The sequence below is a fragment of the Streptomyces sp. NPDC000075 genome, from assembly GCF_040301925.1.
GTDB lineage: Bacteria > Actinomycetota > Actinomycetes > Streptomycetales > Streptomycetaceae > Streptomyces > Streptomyces polychromogenes.
Map to the genome: position 1 here is coordinate 225,749 of NZ_JBEPFL010000006.1, position 16,832 is coordinate 242,580.

At 76.1% G+C, this 16,832-nt stretch carries 15 protein-coding genes and 1 tRNA gene; 6 read left to right on the forward strand and 10 right to left on the reverse strand.

What is annotated here, in order from left to right; translation table 11 throughout:
- Positions 1-2 precede the first annotated feature (2 nt).
- The gene (gene murC / locus ABT403_RS10275) at positions 3-1,412 is read left to right on the forward strand and encodes a UDP-N-acetylmuramate--L-alanine ligase (protein ID WP_344166229.1); all 1,410 of its coding nucleotides are present in this window, start codon (positions 3-5) and stop codon (positions 1,410-1,412) included.
- Positions 1,413-1,427: 15 nt separating this feature from the next.
- On the forward strand, positions 1,428-1,835 hold the full coding sequence (gene msrB / locus ABT403_RS10280; RefSeq protein WP_344166230.1) for a peptide-methionine (R)-S-oxide reductase MsrB: 408 nt from the start codon (positions 1,428-1,430) through the stop codon (positions 1,833-1,835).
- On the opposite strand, the gene ABT403_RS10285 is transcribed toward msrB, so the two are convergent.
- The 7 genes from ABT403_RS10285 to ABT403_RS10315 all read right to left on the reverse strand — a co-directional run bounded on the left by ABT403_RS10285 (position 1,816) and on the right by ABT403_RS10315 (position 9,690).
- Entirely contained in the window at positions 1,816-2,736 is a 921-nt protein-coding gene (locus tag ABT403_RS10285; RefSeq protein WP_344166231.1) for an NAD-dependent epimerase/dehydratase family protein, read from the reverse strand. The two genes, msrB and ABT403_RS10285, sit on opposite strands and share 20 nt — an antisense overlap.
- A complete protein-coding gene (locus ABT403_RS10290; protein WP_344166232.1) occupies positions 2,733-3,842 on the reverse strand; it encodes a cytochrome P450 in 1,110 nt (369 codons plus the stop codon). The genes ABT403_RS10285 and ABT403_RS10290 overlap by 4 nt, the downstream gene beginning before the upstream one ends.
- On the reverse strand, positions 3,839-4,594 hold the full coding sequence (locus ABT403_RS10295; protein ID WP_344166233.1) for a glycosyltransferase family 2 protein: 756 nt from the start codon (positions 4,592-4,594) through the stop codon (positions 3,839-3,841). The genes ABT403_RS10290 and ABT403_RS10295 overlap by 4 nt, the downstream gene beginning before the upstream one ends.
- Positions 4,591-6,069: an AMP-binding protein gene (locus tag ABT403_RS10300; RefSeq protein WP_344166234.1), complete on the reverse strand. Its 1,479-nt coding sequence runs from the start codon at positions 6,067-6,069 to the stop codon at positions 4,591-4,593. Before ABT403_RS10300 ends, ABT403_RS10295 begins: the two co-directional genes overlap by 4 nt.
- On the reverse strand, positions 6,069-6,818 hold the full coding sequence (locus ABT403_RS10305) for a glycosyltransferase family A protein (RefSeq protein ID WP_425580289.1): 750 nt from the start codon (positions 6,816-6,818) through the stop codon (positions 6,069-6,071). Before ABT403_RS10305 ends, ABT403_RS10300 begins: the two co-directional genes overlap by 1 nt.
- Positions 6,815-7,837 (reverse strand): 3-oxoacyl-ACP synthase III family protein, encoded by a 1,023-nt coding sequence (locus ABT403_RS10310; protein ID WP_344166235.1) that lies wholly within the window; start codon positions 7,835-7,837, stop codon positions 6,815-6,817. The genes ABT403_RS10305 and ABT403_RS10310 overlap by 4 nt, the downstream gene beginning before the upstream one ends.
- A gap of 125 nt (positions 7,838-7,962) precedes the next feature.
- A complete protein-coding gene (locus ABT403_RS10315; protein WP_344166236.1) occupies positions 7,963-9,690 on the reverse strand; it encodes a GTPase-associated protein 1-related protein in 1,728 nt (575 codons plus the stop codon).
- 391 nt (positions 9,691-10,081) lie between these two features.
- On the opposite strand from ABT403_RS10315, the gene ABT403_RS10320 reads away from it, so the two are divergent.
- A complete protein-coding gene (locus tag ABT403_RS10320) occupies positions 10,082-12,142 on the forward strand; it encodes a phosphocholine-specific phospholipase C (protein WP_344166237.1) in 2,061 nt (686 codons plus the stop codon).
- On the opposite strand, the gene ABT403_RS10325 is transcribed toward ABT403_RS10320, so the two are convergent.
- Positions 12,129-12,845: a hypothetical protein gene (locus tag ABT403_RS10325; RefSeq protein ID WP_344166238.1), complete on the reverse strand. Its 717-nt coding sequence runs from the start codon at positions 12,843-12,845 to the stop codon at positions 12,129-12,131. The genes ABT403_RS10320 and ABT403_RS10325 overlap by 14 nt on opposite strands.
- Before the next feature lie 18 nt (positions 12,846-12,863).
- On the opposite strand from ABT403_RS10325, the gene ABT403_RS10330 reads away from it, so the two are divergent.
- Positions 12,864-13,673 carry an alpha/beta fold hydrolase gene (locus tag ABT403_RS10330; protein WP_425580290.1) on the forward strand — a complete coding sequence of 270 codons (810 nt, stop codon included), beginning with the start codon at positions 12,864-12,866 and terminating at the stop codon, positions 13,671-13,673.
- 63 nt (positions 13,674-13,736) lie between these two features.
- Here ABT403_RS10330 and ABT403_RS10335 read toward each other — a convergent pair.
- Both ABT403_RS10335 and ABT403_RS10340 read right to left on the reverse strand, forming a co-directional pair.
- A tRNA-His gene (locus ABT403_RS10335) sits at positions 13,737-13,809 on the reverse strand.
- 74 nt (positions 13,810-13,883) lie between these two features.
- On the reverse strand, positions 13,884-14,708 hold the full coding sequence (locus tag ABT403_RS10340; protein WP_344166239.1) for a CTP synthase C-terminal region-related (seleno)protein: 825 nt from the start codon (positions 14,706-14,708) through the stop codon (positions 13,884-13,886).
- A gap of 96 nt (positions 14,709-14,804) precedes the next feature.
- Between ABT403_RS10340 and ABT403_RS10345 the strand changes: the two genes are divergently transcribed.
- The gene (locus tag ABT403_RS10345) at positions 14,805-15,695 is read left to right on the forward strand and encodes a LysR family transcriptional regulator (RefSeq protein WP_344166240.1); all 891 of its coding nucleotides are present in this window, start codon (positions 14,805-14,807) and stop codon (positions 15,693-15,695) included.
- Positions 15,673-16,824 carry an aminopeptidase P family protein gene (locus ABT403_RS10350; RefSeq protein ID WP_344166241.1) on the forward strand — a complete coding sequence of 384 codons (1,152 nt, stop codon included), beginning with the start codon at positions 15,673-15,675 and terminating at the stop codon, positions 16,822-16,824. Before ABT403_RS10345 ends, ABT403_RS10350 begins: the two co-directional genes overlap by 23 nt.
- Positions 16,825-16,832 lie beyond the last annotated feature (8 nt).

Below are 16,832 nucleotides of genomic sequence, written 5' to 3' on the forward strand. Positions count from 1 at the left end.
GAATGAAGCCCGGCCTGCCGACCGCGATGGAACGGCCCCACTTCATCGGCATCGGCGGCGCCGGCATGTCCGGCATCGCGAAGATCCTCGCCCAGCGCGGCGCGCAGGTGGCCGGCAGCGACGCCCGTGACTCCGAGACCGCCGAGGCGCTGCGCGCCCACGGCGCCACGGTCCACATCGGGCACGCCGCCGGCCACCTCGCCCCCGAGTCCACCTGCGTCGTCGTCTCCAGCGCCATCCGCGCCGACAACCCGGAGCTGACCCGCGCCGCCGAACTCGGCATCCCCGTCGTGCACCGCTCCGACGCGCTCGCCGCCCTGATGGACGGCCTGCGCCCGATCGCGGTCGCCGGCACCCACGGCAAGACCACCACCACCTCGATGCTGGCGGTCTCCCTCTCCGCGCTCGGCCTGGACCCCTCCTACGCCATCGGCGGCGACCTGGACGCCCCCGGCTCCAACGCCCACCACGGCGAGGGCGACGTCTTCGTGGCCGAGGCGGACGAGAGCGACCGCAGCTTCCACAAGTACGCCCCGCAGGTCGCGATCATCCTCAACGCGGAGCTCGACCACCACGCGAACTACGCCTCGATGGACGAGATCTACGAGTCCTTCGAGACCTTCGTCGGCAAGGTCGTCCCCGGCGGCACCCTCGTCGTCGCCCACGGGCAGGACGGCGCCGCCGAGATCGCCCGCCGCGTCGCCGGCCGCGAAGGCCTCACCATCGTCACGTACGGCGAGGACGAGGACGCCGACGTCCGCATCACCAAGATCACCCCCCGCGGCCTGACCAGCGAGGTCACCGTGGTGCTCGACGGCCGCCCGCTCACCTTCACGGTGTCCGTGCCCGGCCGCCACTACGCCCACAACGCCGTCGCGGCCCTCGCCGCCGGGGTCGCCCTGGGCATCCCGGCGCACAACCTGGCCTCCGCCCTCGGCAAGTACACCGGCGTCAAGCGCCGCCTCCAGCTCAAGGGCGAGGCCGCCGGCGTCCAGGTCATCGACTCCTACGCGCACCACCCCACCGAGATGAGCGCCGACCTGGAGGCCATCCGCGGCGCCGCCGGGGACTCCCGCATCCTGGTCGTCTTCCAGCCGCACCTCTTCTCCCGCACCCAGGAGCTCGGCAAGGAGATGGGCCAGTCCCTCGCCCTCGCCGACGCCTCCGTCGTCCTCGACATCTACCCGGCCCGCGAGGACCCGGTCCCCGGCGTGACCAGCGAGATCATCATCTCCGCCGCCCGCGCCGCCGGAGCCGACGTCACCCCCGAGCACGACAAGGCCGCCGTCGCCGACGTGATCGCGGGAATGGCCAAGCCCGGTGATCTCGTTCTCACCATGGGCGCGGGCGACGTCACCGACCTGGGACCCCACATCCTGGAAAAGCTGGGTCTCGCCCGCCAGTCGAACTGAAGGAGCGTTAACGTCATGGCGTACGAGGTCCAGAAGACGGACGAGCAGTGGCAGGCGGAGCTGACCCCGTCCGAGTACCAGGTGCTCCGCCTCGCGGGCACCGAGCCGGCCTTCCGCGGGGAGTACACGGACACCAAGACGGAGGGCGTCTACTCCTGCCGCGCCTGCGGCGCCGAGCTGTTCCGCTCCTCGGAGAAGTTCGAGTCCCACTGCGGCTGGCCGTCCTTCTACGACCCGAAGGACACCGAGGCGGTGGAACTGAAGGCGGACACCTCGCACGGCATGGTCCGCACGGAGGTCCTCTGCGCGAAGTGCGGCTCCCACCTGGGCCACGTCTTCGAGGGCGAGGGCTACCCGACCCCCACGGACCAGCGCTACTGCATCAACAGCATCTCCCTGCGCCTCACCCCCACCGAGGGCTGACCGCGCCGACGTCCGCCAGGTAGTCCTCCAGGGCCCGGCCCGGGGTCCAGCCCCGGGACCGGGCCCTGGCCAGGTCCAGCACCACCGGGTGGGCCAGCTGGTCCACCGCGTAACGGCTGAGGGCCGGCTCCGCGCCCGTGAGCCGGGCCGCCGCCTCCGCCGCGCGGGCCGCCGCGGCTGCGAGCGGCAACGGCAGGTGGCGGACGCGGGCCCGCACCCCGTGGGCGCGCAGCACCGCGGCCACCGCCGCGTCCCGCCCGTACGGCTCGGCGTCCGCCACGTTGTACGCGCCCGGGGGCCAGCCCACCGCCGCGAGGCACGCCGCCGCCAGGTTCTCCACGGCCGTCAGGCTCAGCCGGACGTCCGGGCCCGGCAGGAACAGGGTGCCCGCCCGCACCCGCGACAGCAGCCGGGGCAGGAGCTGGGTGTCGCCCGGGCCGTAGACCGCCCTCGGGCGCAGCACCACCGTGCCCGCCGCCAGGGCCAGCGCCTCGCCCTCCGCCTTCGTGCGGCCGTAGGCGTTGAGGTGGTTCGAGCGGGGGTGGTCCTCCGTGACCAGGCCGCGGTCACGGCCGGGGTCGTACACGCTGGCGCTGCTCACCCACACCACCGGCCGGCCCCGCGCCGCCCGCAGCAGCCGGGCCGTGCCGTCCACGTTGACGGCGCGCATCGCCGCCTCCGCCCGCGAACCCGGCGCCGGATCGCCCACCGCCGCCGCACAGTGGACCACCGCGTCCACCCCCGACAGGTCCGGCACGGCCGACGCCGCGTCCCAGTACCGGTGCACGCCCAGCGGGCCCGGCCCGCGCCCCAGGCACACCACCGACGCGCCGGACGCGGCCGCCGCACGGGCGACCCGGCCACCGCAGAACCCGCTCGCCCCCGTCACCGCGATCCTCATGCTCCCGCTCCCGCCGCCGTGCCGCCCGCCCGCACCGTCAGCTCCCGCCACCCCGGCAGGGCCGCCCGCCGGTCCACCCGGGAGCGCGTCACCACCGGCCGGTACGGGGCCAGCGCCTCCAGGACGTCGGCCAGCTGGACGCGGGCCAGCCGGGCCCCCGGGCAGGCGTGCGGGCCCGCCCCGAACACCAGCCGCGCCACCCCCGGCCCCGCCGGAGCCCGGCCGTCCGGGTCGTGCCGGTGCGCCCCCGCCGCGTGCCGGGCCACCAGCAGCAGCCGGTCCCCGCCCCGCACCGGGCAGCCCCCGACCGCCCCGTCCGCCGCCGCCACCCGGGGCAGCACCGGCGAGGCCGCCGTCACCCGCAGCAGCTCCCCGGCCAGCCGGGGCCGCAGCTCCGCGTCCGCGGCCTGCTCCCACAGACCGGCGTCCGCACACCACGCCACCGCCCGGGGCAGCGCCGCCACCGTCGTGTTCACCGCCGCCACCGCCAGCATCGCCGAGAGGGGGTCCCGGTCCCCCAGGAGCCCCCGCAGGCGCTCCGCCGCCCGGGCCGCCTCCGCCGCCGCGCCCGGCCGGGGCGGGCCCGGCAGGTGGTCCCGTACCGAGGCGGCCGCCGCCCCGGCGGCCGCCTCCGCGAGCGCGCGCGGGTCGGCCGCACGGTCCAGCAGGGCGCACACCACCGACCCCGCCAGCTCCCGCGCCAGCGCCACCACCTCCACCTCGCCGCCCCGCCCCAGCGGCGCGAGCCCCCGTACCAGCAGCGGCCGCCACACCTCCCGCAGCCGCTCCACCCCCGCCGCGCCCAGGCCCTCGGCCAGGGCGCGCCGGTCCGCCCGGTGCCCGCCGCCCTCCTGGTCGAACAGCACGCCCCCGGCGCCGCCCAGCGCCTCCCGGGCCGCCCCGCCGGTCGTCCCCGCCGCCGTCCGGTCCAGCGGCAGCCGGGTCAGCGCCTCCCGGTACGCGTCCGCGTCGTGCACCAGCACCGTCCCGCCGAGCCTGCGCACACCGCGCCCGCGCGAAAGGGCCAGCAGCCCGAAGAGGAGGGGATGGCCGCGCAGGTACACCCGGCGGTCCCGCCTGCGGGCCCGGGTGTGGGGGCTGTTCATCGGACGTGGACCTCTCTCGTGTCGGCGGGCCGGTATCGCCGGTCCCAGTACCAGAGCAGGGTGCGCCCCGCACCCCACGAACGCAGCCTCCGCAGGCTGTTCTCCACCACCAGCCGCTCGCACCGCACCACCCGCGCGCTGTGCTCCCGCGCCCGGTTGAGCAGGGTGACGTCCTCCGACCCCTCCTCCAGCCGCTCGCGCGGAGTCCCGCCGCAGCGCACGTACAACTCGGCGGTGACACCGAGGTTGTGGCCGTGGCACAGCACGTACGGGGACCGGAAGCGCGGCCCCCGGTGCGCAGGCCGCCACCGCCCGTACAGCGCGGTCAGCCGCACCAGCGCCGGCAGCAGCCGGGCCTCGGCGAACGTCGGCCGCTCGTCCCGGCGCGGCACGCTCCGCCCGCACAGCATCTGCGCGCCCCGCCCGAACTCCGCCCGGGCCACAGCCGTCCAGTCGCGGGCCGGCAGACAGTCCGCGTCGGTACGCAGCAACAGGCGCGCCCCGCCGCGCACCGCGTGCCGGAACCCGGTGTCGGCCGCCGTCCCCGCCCCCGGCTCGGGCTCGTGGACCAGCTCGACGGGGAACGGCGCCGAGCGCGCGAACTCCCGTACGACCGCGGCCGTCCCGTCCGTGGAGGCGTTGTCGACGACCACCAGCCGGAACCCGGTGTCCTCCTGCGCGGCCAGCGCCGCCAGCGTCGCCCCGATCGACCCCGCCTCGTCGAACGCCGGGACCACCACCCACAGGCTCACCCCGCGCCCCTTCCCAGCCGGGCCGCCGCCAGCGCCGACACCGCCGCCCGGTCCGGTTTGCGCGAGCGCCCCGACAGCGGGATGTCCGCGAACAGCAGCGCGTCCGGCCGGGCCGTGCCCATCGCCCGCAGCGGCTCCGACAGGGCCGCGCGCAGGGCCGGTTCGGACGCCCCGCGCCGGGGCTGCACCACCGCGACCAGCCGCTCGTCCCCGTCGCCCGCCGGAACCCCCACCAGCACGCCCAGCTCCACGCCCGGCACGTGCAGACCCGGCTCGTACAGCCCCGGGTAGATGTTCTCGGCCCGCCGCAGCACCATGTCCTTGCAGCGGCCCTCCAGCACGATCCGCCCCGCCCCGTCCAGCCGCGCCCGGTCGCCGGTACGCACCCACGGGTCGGGTTCCTCGCCCAGGTAGCGGTCCCGGGCGGCCGGCCCGGTCAGCAGCAGCTCGCCCCGCGCGTCCACCGCCGTACGCACCCCGGGCAGCGGGGCGCCGACCAGGTCCCCGGCCGCGTCGAAGGCGGCCTTCTCCCGGGACTCCACGGCGGCGGCCGGGAACAGCTCCGTCAGCGCGTACACCCCCCACGCCTCCCGTGCCCCCGCCTCCCGGACCCGGCCCAGCAGGCCCGCGCTCGCCGGAGCCGAGCCCGTCCACACCCGGCCCCCGAACCGGGCCCCCGCGCCGAGGGCGTCCCGCAGCTGCGGCGGTGTCAGGTACGTGTCCCCGGGCCGCAGCCGCGCCAGCTGCCGGGCCAGTACGGCGGGGGAGCGGGCCGGCAGCGCGACCGGCGAGCCCTGGGCCAGCGAGGGCACCAGGACGAAGAAGGTCCCGCCCAGGACGGGCGCGCCGCGGCCCCCGCCGAACAGCGCCGACACCGTCTCCATCCCGGCCGCCAGCCCCGCCCGGGAGTGCACCACCGCACGCGGCCGGGACGTGGTCCCCGAGGTGAACACCACCACCGCGTCCCCGTCCCCCTCGAACCCCGCCGGCACCCCCGCCCGGGGCGCCCCGAGGTCCAGCGCGGGCGCGCACCCCGGCAGCCGGGCCCCGACGGTGGCCACCGGTCCCAGCGCGGCCAGCTCCGGCAGCTCCAGCCGGGCCCGCCGGGCCAGCGGCGCCGCCCAGCCCGCCACCGCCTGCGCGGCCGCGTCGGCCAGCACCAGCGCCGGCCGGGCCAGCGCGAGCCGGGCCCGCAGCACCTCGGCCCCGGCCCCCGGGTCCAGCACCGCCCCCCGCAGCCCCAGCCGCCACAGCGCCAGCAGCACCGCCAGCGCACGCGGCCCCGGCCGCACGGCCACCCCCACGGTGTCCCCGGCCCGCAGCCCCCGCGCGTGCAGGCCGGCCGCGAACGCGTCCGCCAGGGCCGCGAGTTCACCTCCGGTGGCACGGACCCGGGTGGCGCCCCCACGGGTGGCGGTGAGCACGGCCGGCCGCTCGGGCCGGGCGCGCAGCGCGTGATCCAGTCGGTCCAGCATCAGCGGGGGTCGTCCGTTCCGTGTGTGCCGCTGCCCTGGTCCAGGTACCAGCGGGCGGTTCCCGCGAGCCCGTAGGCCCGCAGCCGGCGGGTGGAGTTCTCCACGACCATCCCCCGGCAGCGGGAGATCCGGTCGGTGTGGCGGCGGACCGCGTTCAGGAACAGCCGGTCCGTGGGCGACGGGCGCCGCGGCATCCCGCCCACGGCCAGGTACAGCTCGGCGGTGATCGCCATGTTGTTCCCCGCGTGCATCCGGTACGGAGCCCGGTAGCCGCGGCGCCGCGCGTGCTGCGGCCGCAGCCGCCCGAACAGCGCGGCCAGCCCCACCAGTCCCGCGAACGCGGCCCGGCCCAGGGGCCCGTGCTCGTCGCGCCGCGCCGTGATCCGCCCGCACACCAGCCCCGGCCGGGCCAGCAGCGCGGCCCGGGCCGCGCCCGTCCAGCCGGGCGCGGGCAGGCAGTCGGCGTCCGTCCGGGCGAGCAGGGTGGCGCCGCGCGCGATGGCGTACCGGAAACCGGTGTCCACGGCCGAGCCGACCCCCTTCTCCGGCTCCTCGATCACCTCTACAGGGAAGGGCGCGCCGGCCGCGAACTCCCGTGCGATGACGGCGGTTCCGTCCGCCGAGGCGTTGTCGACGACCAGCAGGGTGAAGTCCCGGTCCCGCTGCGCGGCCAGCGCCCGCAGCGTCCCGCCGATCCGGGCCGCCTCCTGGTGCGCGGGCACCACCACCCACATCCGCGCGCCGCTCACGACTTCTCCCAGACCATCGTCATGATGCTGATCCCGCCGCCCAGTCCGACGAACAACACCCGCTCTCCCGGCTCCAGTTCACCGTAGATCCGGTCCAGCTGCACGCCGATGCTCGCGCTCGCCACGTTGCCGAGCTCGGGCACCGTCACCACCAGCTTGTCCTCCGGCACCCCGGTCAGCTCCGCGAACCGCTCCAGGTAGGGCACCGTCACCTGGTGCACCAGGACCTTCGAGAACCCGTCCCAGCCCATGCCGGTGCGGTGCAGGGTCCGGTCGACGACCGCGGTGCCCGCCTTCTCGAAGACCCCGCGCAGTTCGTGCCCGTCACCCTGGAAGTAGGTGTACGCGTCCCCGCGCGGGTGCCGGGACCCGCCGCCCGGGATGCCGCCGACCTCCCAGTGCTCCGAGCGCGTCTCACCGTCCACGTCCAGGATCCCGCCGCGCTCCACCGGCTCCAGGACGACCGCGGCGCCCGCGTCGCCGAAGGTGTAGCCGGCGAAGGCGGCGCGGAACTCCGCGAAGTCGGCCGGGTCCTTGCGGACCGCGCGGCTCGGGGTCTCCCCGGTGACCACGAGGGCCCGCCGGGCCCGGCCGGAGAGGATCATGCTCCGGGCGAGGTCGATGCCGTTGACGAAGCTGTTGCACGCGTTCGTGACGTCGACGGCGTGCGCCCGCGAGCCGAGCAGCGCCTGCACGATGTGCGCGGTGGCCGGCTCGACGAGGTCCCGCGAGGCGGAGGCGAACACCAGCAGGTCCACGTCGAGGGGGTCCAGCCCGGCGCCCTCCAGCGCCCGGCGGGCCGCGCCCGCCGCGAGCGTGGACGCGTACACGCCCTCGGCCGCCACCCGGCGCGAGACGATCCCGGTGGCCTGGGTCAGGATCCGGGCCGGCAGCGCGATGCCGCTGCGGCGGGCGACCTCCCGCTGGAGGTCGTCCGAGGACAGGGCGTCCTCGGGGAGGAGGGCGCCGACGGCGGTGATGCCGACGCGCGGCCGCGGGTCACAAGGCTGTATGGGCATGCCTCCACGATGACCCCGTGGGGCCGGGCGGGCCTGAGTACGGATGCTCAGATCCCTTGCGGGGCCGTTGAGTAGGGAACCGGTACGGCACCCCATCCGCGCGGCGGGCCCGCGCCCGCCCGGGCTCAGGCGGGCGTCTCCCCCGGGGGTGCGGCGGCGCGTTCCCGCAGGCGGTCGCGCAGGTCCGCCGGGAGTTCCTCCGCGAAGTGGCGCAGGAGTTCCGCCGCCAGCTCCGGGGCCTGCGGGTCGGCGGGCGGGGCTTCGGTGGCCGACCGGGCCAGGAGCTCCCAGGTGCCCGCCCGGCGGTGCACCGGGGCGCCCGTCGTGGCCAGGAGCAGGCGGGCCTCCACCGGGGCCGGGGTCAGGCCGTCCCACACCAGGCGCACGCCCGTCCGCAGGACCAGCGGCTCCGCGTACGGGGAGACGCCCGCTTCGCGCAGCAGGGCGTCCAGTGCGACCACCCGGTCCCCGGCGGGGCGGCCCCGGGCGCACATCCGCAGGTGCGGCAGTGCCTCCGCCGCGCCCAGCCGGAACCCGGTCCGGGCGAACAGGCGGGCCGCGGCTGGCGGGTCGCCCGCCGCGAGGGCGTCGAGGCGGTCGAGCACGAGGGCCCGCAGCGCGGGCAGTTCCGCCAGCGCGGCCCGTACCTCCTGCCCGTACGCCCCCTCCGGATCCGTGAGCAGGGCCCACGCCAGTTTCCGTGCCGCCTGCGGGAGCAGTCCGGCGGTGTCCGCGTCCAGGGCCGCCGCCGACAGCAACAGCCCGGCCAGCGGCGCCGGTTCGCCTTCCGGGTCGGCCAGCGCCGCCCGCAGCTCCGGTTCCAGCTCCGCCGCGAGCGCGCTGCGGGCCCCCGCGTCGAGGGACGCCAGCAGCCGCTCCGTCGCGGCCGCCTCCGCCGCCCCGCGCGGCTCCCCGCCCGGCCGGACCAGCACCCCGGCGAGCGCGTGCAGCCGTACGCCGTCCAGCGCGTTGCCGTGCCCGGCGGCCCACGCGGCGGCCGCCGCCCGGGCCGCCGACCCCAGCGGGACCCCGGCGGCCAGCGCGAGCGCGGCCAGCGGGCCCGCCTCGTACGGCTCGCCGGGGATCCGGCGGACCTCGGCGAACAGCTCCGGCCGGCCCGCCAGCCAGGCGGCGGCGGCCGTCCGCGCCCACAGGGCCGCCGGCCCCCGGGGCGGCTCGGGGGCCGGCCCGTGCGCGGCCTCGTACACCCGGTGGCGACGCCCCCCGCCCGCCAGCACGCCGGCGTCCTGCGGCAGGACCCCGACCAGCTGCTGCGGGGCGGACAGCGGACGCCGCGTGTACGTGGTGAAGGTCAGCCGCTGTCCCCGCGCGTGCGGCAGCACACCGCACGCCAGCATGACCCACCGGGCCACGTCCGCCCCGTCGGCCTCCACCAGCACGACGCGGGGCGCGCCCGGCTCCTCCGCGACCCGGCGCACGTCGTCGAAGAACGCGGCGAGCCAGGGCCCCCGGGCCGCGACGAACTCCGCCATCGCGGCCCGGTCGTACGGCCCCGGCGCGGGTATCTGCTCCAGCGCGGGCGGCGGCCCGTCCGCCGGGGTCCGCTCCCGCCACCCCGCCGAACCCCAGGCGGTGACCGGCAGGGCGCCCCGGGCCTCGCCGGGCAGGTGGACGGCGTGCGCGTGGAAGTCCGGGCCGGCGGCGGCCGTACGGGCCAGCAGCCGGCTGCCGTCCGCGAGCAGGCTCAGGCTCAGAGCCTCGTGGGCCGCGCCCCCCGGCGGCGGCTCGTACGCGAGGAGCGGCTCCGCCTCGCGCAGCAGCGCCTCGGAGACCCCGGGCGTCACGGCGGCGAAGCCGGGCCCGCCGTCGTAGTGGAGCTGTGGAAGGCTCACGCGTCCCCCTCCGTCCCGGCGGTCACGGTCACTGACGTCCCGTCAGGGTCTGTCGCCCGGCGCCCGGTTGCCCGTACCGTCGTTCCCCGAACCGATCCGTGAACCGAGCCCTGAACCGATCCGTGAACCGTCCCGCGATCCGCTTCCAGAGTCGTTCCGCCCCCGGAGCGCACGGTATGCCCGGCCCCGTTCCCCGCCATGCCCCGCGCCCCCCGTGCCGTGTGTGGAGGTCATTCCACCAGATGTGCGGTCCGTTCGGGAGTTCCGCCCCCGGCGGCTTCCGTTCGCCCGCTGTACGGCCCGTCGTCAGACGGGGATCTCCGTCCGGTACCCCGGGCCCGCTGTCCTTGGGGCGCCCGACTCCCCCCTCACCCCCAGAGGTCGTCACACCATGGCTGAACTGAACCGACGCAGGTTCCTCCAGATCGCGGGCGGCACCGCCGCCGCCGCGATGCTGAACGAGAGCATCGCCCGCGCCGCCTCCATACCGGCGCAGGGCGGCACCGGAACCATCCAGGACATCGAGCACATCGTCGTCCTCATGCAGGAGAACCGGTCCTTCGACCAGTACTTCGGCACGATGAAGGGCGTCCGCGGCTTCGGGGACCCGCGGCCCGTGCTCCAGGACAACGGGAAGTCGGTCTTCTACCAGTCCAACGGGACGAAGGACATCCTGCCCTTCAACCCGCAGGTCAGCGACCTCGGCATGCAGTTCGTCGAGGGCCTCAACCACGACTGGGCGGGCGGCCACCAGGCCTACAACAACGGCAAGTACGACAAGTGGGTGCCGGCGAAGACGGCCACCACCATGGCGTACATGACGCGGAACGACATCCCGTTCCACTACGCCCTGGCCGACGCCTTCACCGTGTGCGACGCCTACCACTGCTCCTTCATCGGCGCCACCGACCCCAACCGCTACTACATGTGGACGGGCCACACGGGCAACGACGGCACCGGCGGCGGCCCGGTCCTCGGCAACCAGGAGGCGGGCTACGGCTGGAAGACCTACCCGGAGCGCCTGGAGGCGGCGGGGGTCTCCTGGAAGATCTACCAGGACATCGGTGACGGCCTGAACGCCGCCGGCGGCTGGGGCTGGATCGGCGACGCCTTCCGCGGCAACTACGGCGACAACTCCCTCCTCTACTTCAACAGCTACCGCAATGCCCAGCCCGGCGACGCCCTGTACGAGAAGGCGCGCACCGGCACCAACGCCAAGGCGGGCGAGGGCTACTTCGACAAGCTGCGCGCGGACGTGGTGAACGGCACCCTGCCGCAGGTCTCCTGGATCGCGGCCCCCGAGGCCTTCAGCGAGCACCCGAACTGGCCGGTGAACTTCGGCGCCTGGTACATCTCGCAGGTCCTGGACGCGCTGACCGCGAACCCGGCGGTGTGGGCGAAGACGGCGTTCTTCATCACCTACGACGAGAACGACGGCTTCTTCGACCACGTCGTGCCCCCGTACCCGCCGGCCTCCTCCGCCTGGGGCCTGTCCACGGCGGACGTCACCCGCGACCTGTACGCCGGCGGCAACGGCTACACGGCCGGCCCGTACGGCCTGGGCCCGCGCGTCCCGATGATCGTGGTCTCCCCGTGGAGCAAGGGCGGTTACGTCTGCTCCGAGACCTTCGACCACACCTCGGTGATCCGCTTCATGGAGAAGCGCTTCGGGGTGCAGGAGCCCAACATCTCGCCCTGGCGCCGGGCCGTCTGCGGCGACCTGACCTCGGCGTTCGACTTCACCCAGGCCGACGCCACCCCCGCGTCCCTGCCCTCCACCGGCGCCTACGTCCCGGCGGACCACAACGCCCACCCCTCCTACCACCCGGTCCCGCCGGCCACGGGCACCCTGCCCAGGCAGGAGTCCGGCTCCAAGCCGACCCGCGCCCTGGGCTACAGCCCGTACGTGGACGGCGCGCGCACCGTCTCCACCGGCAAGTTCACGCTGACCTTCTCCTCCGGCCCGAAGCTCGGCGCGCACTTCCACAGCACCTCCGGCAACCGCACGGACGGCCCCTGGCCCTACACGGTCGAGGCGGGCAAGACCCTCTCGGACACCTGGAGCACCAGCAGCTCCACCGGCAACAAGATCGACCTGACGGTCTGGGGCCCCAACGGCTTCCTGCGCACCTGGAAGGGCCCGGCGAAGAAGGCCGGCCCCGAGGTGACGGCCCGCCACGTGGACGCCACCGGCAACCTGGCCCTGACCCTGACCAACGGCGGCTCGGCCGCGGTGAACCTCACGGTCACCAACGCCTACGGCGGCGCCGCCCAGACCTTCAAGGTCAACCCGGGCGCCACCGTCCCCTTCACGGTCGACCTGCGCGCCTCGGGCCGCTGGTACGACGTGACGGTGGTCTCCGACGCGGACACCACCTTCCTGCGCCGCTTCGCGGGCCACGTCGAAACGGGCGCGACGGGCGTCTCGGACCCGGCGCTCAGGACCGTCTGATCCGGTCCTCCGGTGTGCGCAGCAGCCGCCGCTCCAGGACCGCCAGGTCCGCGGGGCGGTGGCTGCGCGCGTGCCGGAGCAGCCGGTCCCGGGCGGTGTCGGGGACGCGGCGGCGCTTGGGGTGGCGGGTGGTGAACTCCTCGCTCGCGAAGAAGCGCACGGCACCCTCCAGCCCGGCCCGGTCCGTCTCCCGCACCGCCCAGGCCAGTTCCTCCGTGGGCACCCCGGTCAGCAGCCGCGTCGGGCCGCGCTCCGCGAGCAGCCACGCCGCGTCGCGGGGTTCCGGGCGCGGGGTGCCGAGCCAGCCGAAGACCACCGCGTACGCCACCCCGTGCGGCGGGGCGGGCTCTTCCTCGCCCCCGGCCAGGGCGTGGGCGTACGCCCGCAGTCCCTCGGGCGCCGCCGCGGCCCACCGGGTCCGGTGCCGGGCCGGGATGCCGTCGGGCGACAGCGGGTCGAGGAGCCGGTTCGACTCGGGGGTGGGGTGCGCGGTCCCGTCGTCGTCCCCGCAGCAGCAGAAGACGACCCCGTCGGCGGCCGCGGCGGCGGCCCGCTGCCGTCCGATCCGCCGGACGGCCCGGACCTCGCGGATCTCGGCCGGGTCGCTGATCTCGTAGCTTCCGGGATGGTGCGGGTGGCGGGCGCCGTCTGCGCGCGAGAAGTCCCCCATGACCAATGGCTTTCGGAGCGGTTCGGGCTGCACGGTGTGATCGTAGGGCCGGTGGGCAGAACGAACGGCGTCGGGATCCACATCACCGTCACCGAGGGAGAACGCATGGCCATCGCCCACCGCAGGATCGGCACCGGACCCGTCCGCGTCATCGTGCTGCACGACTGGTTCGGGACCTCCGACAACTGGGGCTCCGTACTGGACCACCTGGATCCGAAGGGGTTCTCGTACGCCTTCCTCGACTACCGCGGCTACGGCCGCCGCCGTGACGTCCCCGGCCGCTACACCCTCCCCGAGATCGCCGACGACGTCCTCGCCCTCGCCGACGAACTCGGCTGGGACACCTTCTCCCTGCTCGGCCACTCCATGGGCGGCAAGGCCGTCCAGCAGGTCCTGGTCCGGGCGCCCGAGCGGGTCGAGAAGCTGATCGGCCTCTGCCCGGTGCCGGCCGCGCCCTATGCGATGGACGACGACACCCACGCCCTCTTCTACGGCGCCGCCCAGGACCCCGCCAAGCGCCGCACCATCCTCGACCTCGTCACCGGCCACCGCGCGAGCGGCCACTGGCTGGACCGGATGGTCGCCCACTCCCTGGACGTCTCCCGTCCCGAGGCCTTCGCCGGCTACCTCGCCGACTGGCAGCCCCGCGACCTGTCCTCCGCCGTCAAGGGGAACACCGTGCCGGTGCTGGTCCTCGTCGGGGAGTACGACCTCGCCCTGACGGCCGATGTGATGCGCGCCACCTGGCAGGCCTGGTACCCGGACTGCAAGGTCGTCACGGTCCCCGGCGCCGGCCACTACCCGCCCCACGAGACCCCCGTGGCCTTCGTCACGGCGGTGGAGGCCTTCCTCCGCGGCTGAACGGCCGCGCGAACGCCCGTAGGGGGTACGAGGCGGACCTCGTACCCCCTACGGGACGGAAAGGGTGAGTGACGGGACTCGAACCCGCGGCCACCTGGACCACAACCAGGTGCTCTACCAACTGAGCTACACCCACCACGAAGGGCGGCGGACCACCCGTTCGTCGTGCAAGCACAGCATAGCCGATCAGATGGGTGGTTCCGCGACGGGTTATCCGGCGGCCCGGCCGCCGGCCAGGCTCGCCGCCGGCCGGGGGACGACCCCGTCCGCGCGCCGCGCCGCGTGCGCGACGGCCGCCGCGGCCAGGGCCCGGACCACCGGGTGCGGCCGCGTCCCGTCACCGGCGAGCTCGGGCTGGAAGAGCGTGGCCAGGAAGAACGGATGCCCCGGCAGTTCCGCCATCCGCACCTGCCCCTCCTCGTCGTGCCCCGACAGCCGCAGCCCGTGCGCCGTGAGCTCCGGAAGGTGCCGCGGGGCCGGCCCGTAGGTGCAGTGGTAGCGCTCCATCGACCGCTCGGCCCCCAGCACGGACTCCGCGAGCGAGCCGGGCTGCGCCCGCACCACGCCCTCGTGCCCGACGAGCGAGCAGGCGAGCGGCGCGATCAGCGGGTCCTCGGCCCCGGGGTCGGTCTCCGCGTGCGCGGCCTCCGTCAGACCGCAGACCGTACGGGCGTACTCCAGCAGGGCGTGCTGGAAGCCCCCGCAGGTGCCGAGGAAGGGAATCCCCTCCTCCCGCGCCACCCGGATCGCGGCCAGCGCCCCCGCCTCGCTGGCGTACGGGCTGCCCGGCAGCACCCACACCGCGTCGAACCCCGCCAGGGTCCCGTCGGCGGCCTCCGCCCCGGCGTCCCCGGTCGGGATCCAGTAGGCGTCGAGCACCAGCCCCTCGCGCGCGGCCAGCGCGTCGAGCAGGAGCGGGATCCGGGTGTGCGACTTCACGTGCGGGGAACGGTCGCCGACCAGGGCGATCCGGGCCACGGAGGCGACGGGGGAGAGCGCGGGGAGGGCGGCCGGTGCGGCCGGTGCGGTGGTCATGGCAACCATCCTGGCGGCCGGTCCTGGTTCAGCGCCAACGATTGTTCCTGGAGGCTCGATAAGCAGAGCTGATGAGCTGGGTGGAATGATCAGCGCATGGACCCGCACCTCCTGCGCACCTTCGTCGCCGTCGCCCGCCTCGCCTCCTTCTCCGCCGCCGCCCGGGAACTCGGCTACACCCAGTCCGCCGTCTCCCAGCACATCGCCGCCCTCGAAGGGGACCTGCGCACCGAGCTCCTCACCCGCCGCCCCGTCGCCCCCACCCCCGCCGGGGCCCGGCTCCTCGAACACGCCGGCCCCCTCCTGCTGCGGCTCGACGCCGCCCGCGCCGACGTCCTGCGCCTGGCCGCCGCCCCGCCCGGCGCCGTGACCCTCGCCGCCTCCCCCCTCGCCGTCGGCCCCCGCCTGCTCGCCGCCCTCCCCGCCACCGGGGTCACCCTGCGCGTCCTGCCCCCGGACCGGGTGCCCGCGGCCGTCGCCGCCGGGGACTGCGACCTCGGCCTCGTCGACGGGCTCGCCGCCCCCAGCGACCCCCTGCGGCTGCCCGACGTGGCCCCGCTGAAGACCACCGGGGTGGGCGAGGAGGGCCTGGCCCTCCTCCTCCCCGCCGGACACCCCTTCGCCCGGCGGGCCGCCGTCCGGCTCGACGACCTCGCCGACGCCCGCTGGCTCGACGCCCCCGACGCCGGCCTGCCCCTCACCCCCGCCCACGGCTCCGCCCGCACCGCCCTGCGGTACGAGGGCACCGACCTGCACGCCCTGTGCGCCCTCGCCACCGCCGGACACGGCCTCGTCCTGCTGCCCCGCCGCGCCGCCGAAGCCGCCGCCGCTCAAGGCCCCGGTGCCGGGGTCGCCGTCCCCCTCGACGCCCCGCGCCTGGTGCACCGTACGGAACTCCTCGCGCCCGCGACCCTGTCCGGCGCGGCCGCCGCGTTCGCCCACCGCCTCACGGCAGGATCGCCGTATGACCACCGCACCCGGCCCTGAGCCCGCCCACCCCGAACCGTCCCCCTTCACCACCGCCGACTACGCCGCCCGCATGGCCGCCGCCGCCGAGAGCGCGGCCGACGCCGGACTGGCCGGACTGCTCATCGCACCCGGCCCCGACCTCACCCACCTCACCGGATACCGCCCCACCGCCGAGACCGAACGGCTCACCCTTCTCGTCCTCGCCGCCGGCCAGGACCCCGTCCTCGTCGTCCCCGCCCTGGAGGCCCCCGACGCCGCCAAGGCCCCCGGAGCCGGCGCCCTCACCCTGCGGGACTGGACCGACGGCAAGGACCCGTACGCCCTCACCGCCCCGCTCCTCGACGTCAGCGGCCGCTTCGGCGTCAGCGACAACACCTGGGCCCTGCACCTCCTCGGCCTCCAGCGGGAGCTGCCCACCACCTCCTACACCCCGCTCACCGCGGCCCTGCCGATGCTCCGCGCCGTCAAGGACGACCGCGAACTCGCCCGCCTCGCGGCCGCGGGAGCCGCCGCCGACGCCGCCTACGCGCAGATCCTCCACGTCCCCTTCGCCGGCCGCCGCGAGAGCGACGTCGCCGACGACCTCGCCGGGCTGCTGCGCGCCCACGGCCACTCCCAGGTGGACTTCACCGTCGTCGGCTCCGGCCCCAACGGCGCCAACCCGCACCACGAGGCCGGCGACCGGGTCATCCGGCACGGCGACATGGTCGTCCTCGACTTCGGCGGCCTCAAGCACGGCTACGGATCCGACATCTCCCGCACCGTCCACGTCGGCGAACCCACCGCCGAGGAGCAGCGCGTCCACGACGTCGTCCGCGAGGCCCAGCAGGCCGGCTTCGCCGCCGTCCGCCCCGGCGCCGCCTGCCAGGACGTCGACCGCGCCGCCCGCGCCGTCATCACCGAGTTCGGCTACGGCGACCGCTTCATCCACCGCACCGGGCACGGCATCGGCGTCACCACGCACGAACCCCCGTACATGGTCGAGGGCGAGGAGCAGCCCCTCGTCCCCGGCATGTGCTTCTCCGTGGAGCCCGGCGTCTACCTGCCCGGCCGCTTCGGCGTCCGCATCGAGGACATCGTCACCGTCACGGACGACGGCGGCCGCCGGCTCAACGGGGCGCCACGGGAGATGGCCGTCGTGGAATAGCGCCGCCG

Coding starts and splice junctions, on each gene's coding strand:
- murC (WP_344166229.1), top strand. CDS start 3: ATGAAGCCCGGCCTGCCGACCGCGATGGAACGGCCCCACTTCATCGGC.
- msrB (WP_344166230.1), top strand. CDS start 1,428: ATGGCGTACGAGGTCCAGAAGACGGACGAGCAGTGGCAGGCGGAGCTG.
- ABT403_RS10285 (WP_344166231.1), bottom strand. CDS start 2,736: ATGAGGATCGCGGTGACGGGGGCGAGCGGGTTCTGCGGTGGCCGGGTC.
- ABT403_RS10290 (WP_344166232.1), bottom strand. CDS start 3,842: ATGAACAGCCCCCACACCCGGGCCCGCAGGCGGGACCGCCGGGTGTAC.
- ABT403_RS10300 (WP_344166234.1), bottom strand. CDS start 6,069: ATGCTGGACCGACTGGATCACGCGCTGCGCGCCCGGCCCGAGCGGCCG.
- ABT403_RS10310 (WP_344166235.1), bottom strand. CDS start 7,837: ATGCCCATACAGCCTTGTGACCCGCGGCCGCGCGTCGGCATCACCGCC.
- ABT403_RS10320 (WP_344166237.1), top strand. CDS start 10,082: ATGGCTGAACTGAACCGACGCAGGTTCCTCCAGATCGCGGGCGGCACC.
- ABT403_RS10340 (WP_344166239.1), bottom strand. CDS start 14,708: ATGACCACCGCACCGGCCGCACCGGCCGCCCTCCCCGCGCTCTCCCCC.
- ABT403_RS10345 (WP_344166240.1), top strand. CDS start 14,805: ATGGACCCGCACCTCCTGCGCACCTTCGTCGCCGTCGCCCGCCTCGCC.
- ABT403_RS10350 (WP_344166241.1), top strand. CDS start 15,673: ATGACCACCGCACCCGGCCCTGAGCCCGCCCACCCCGAACCGTCCCCC.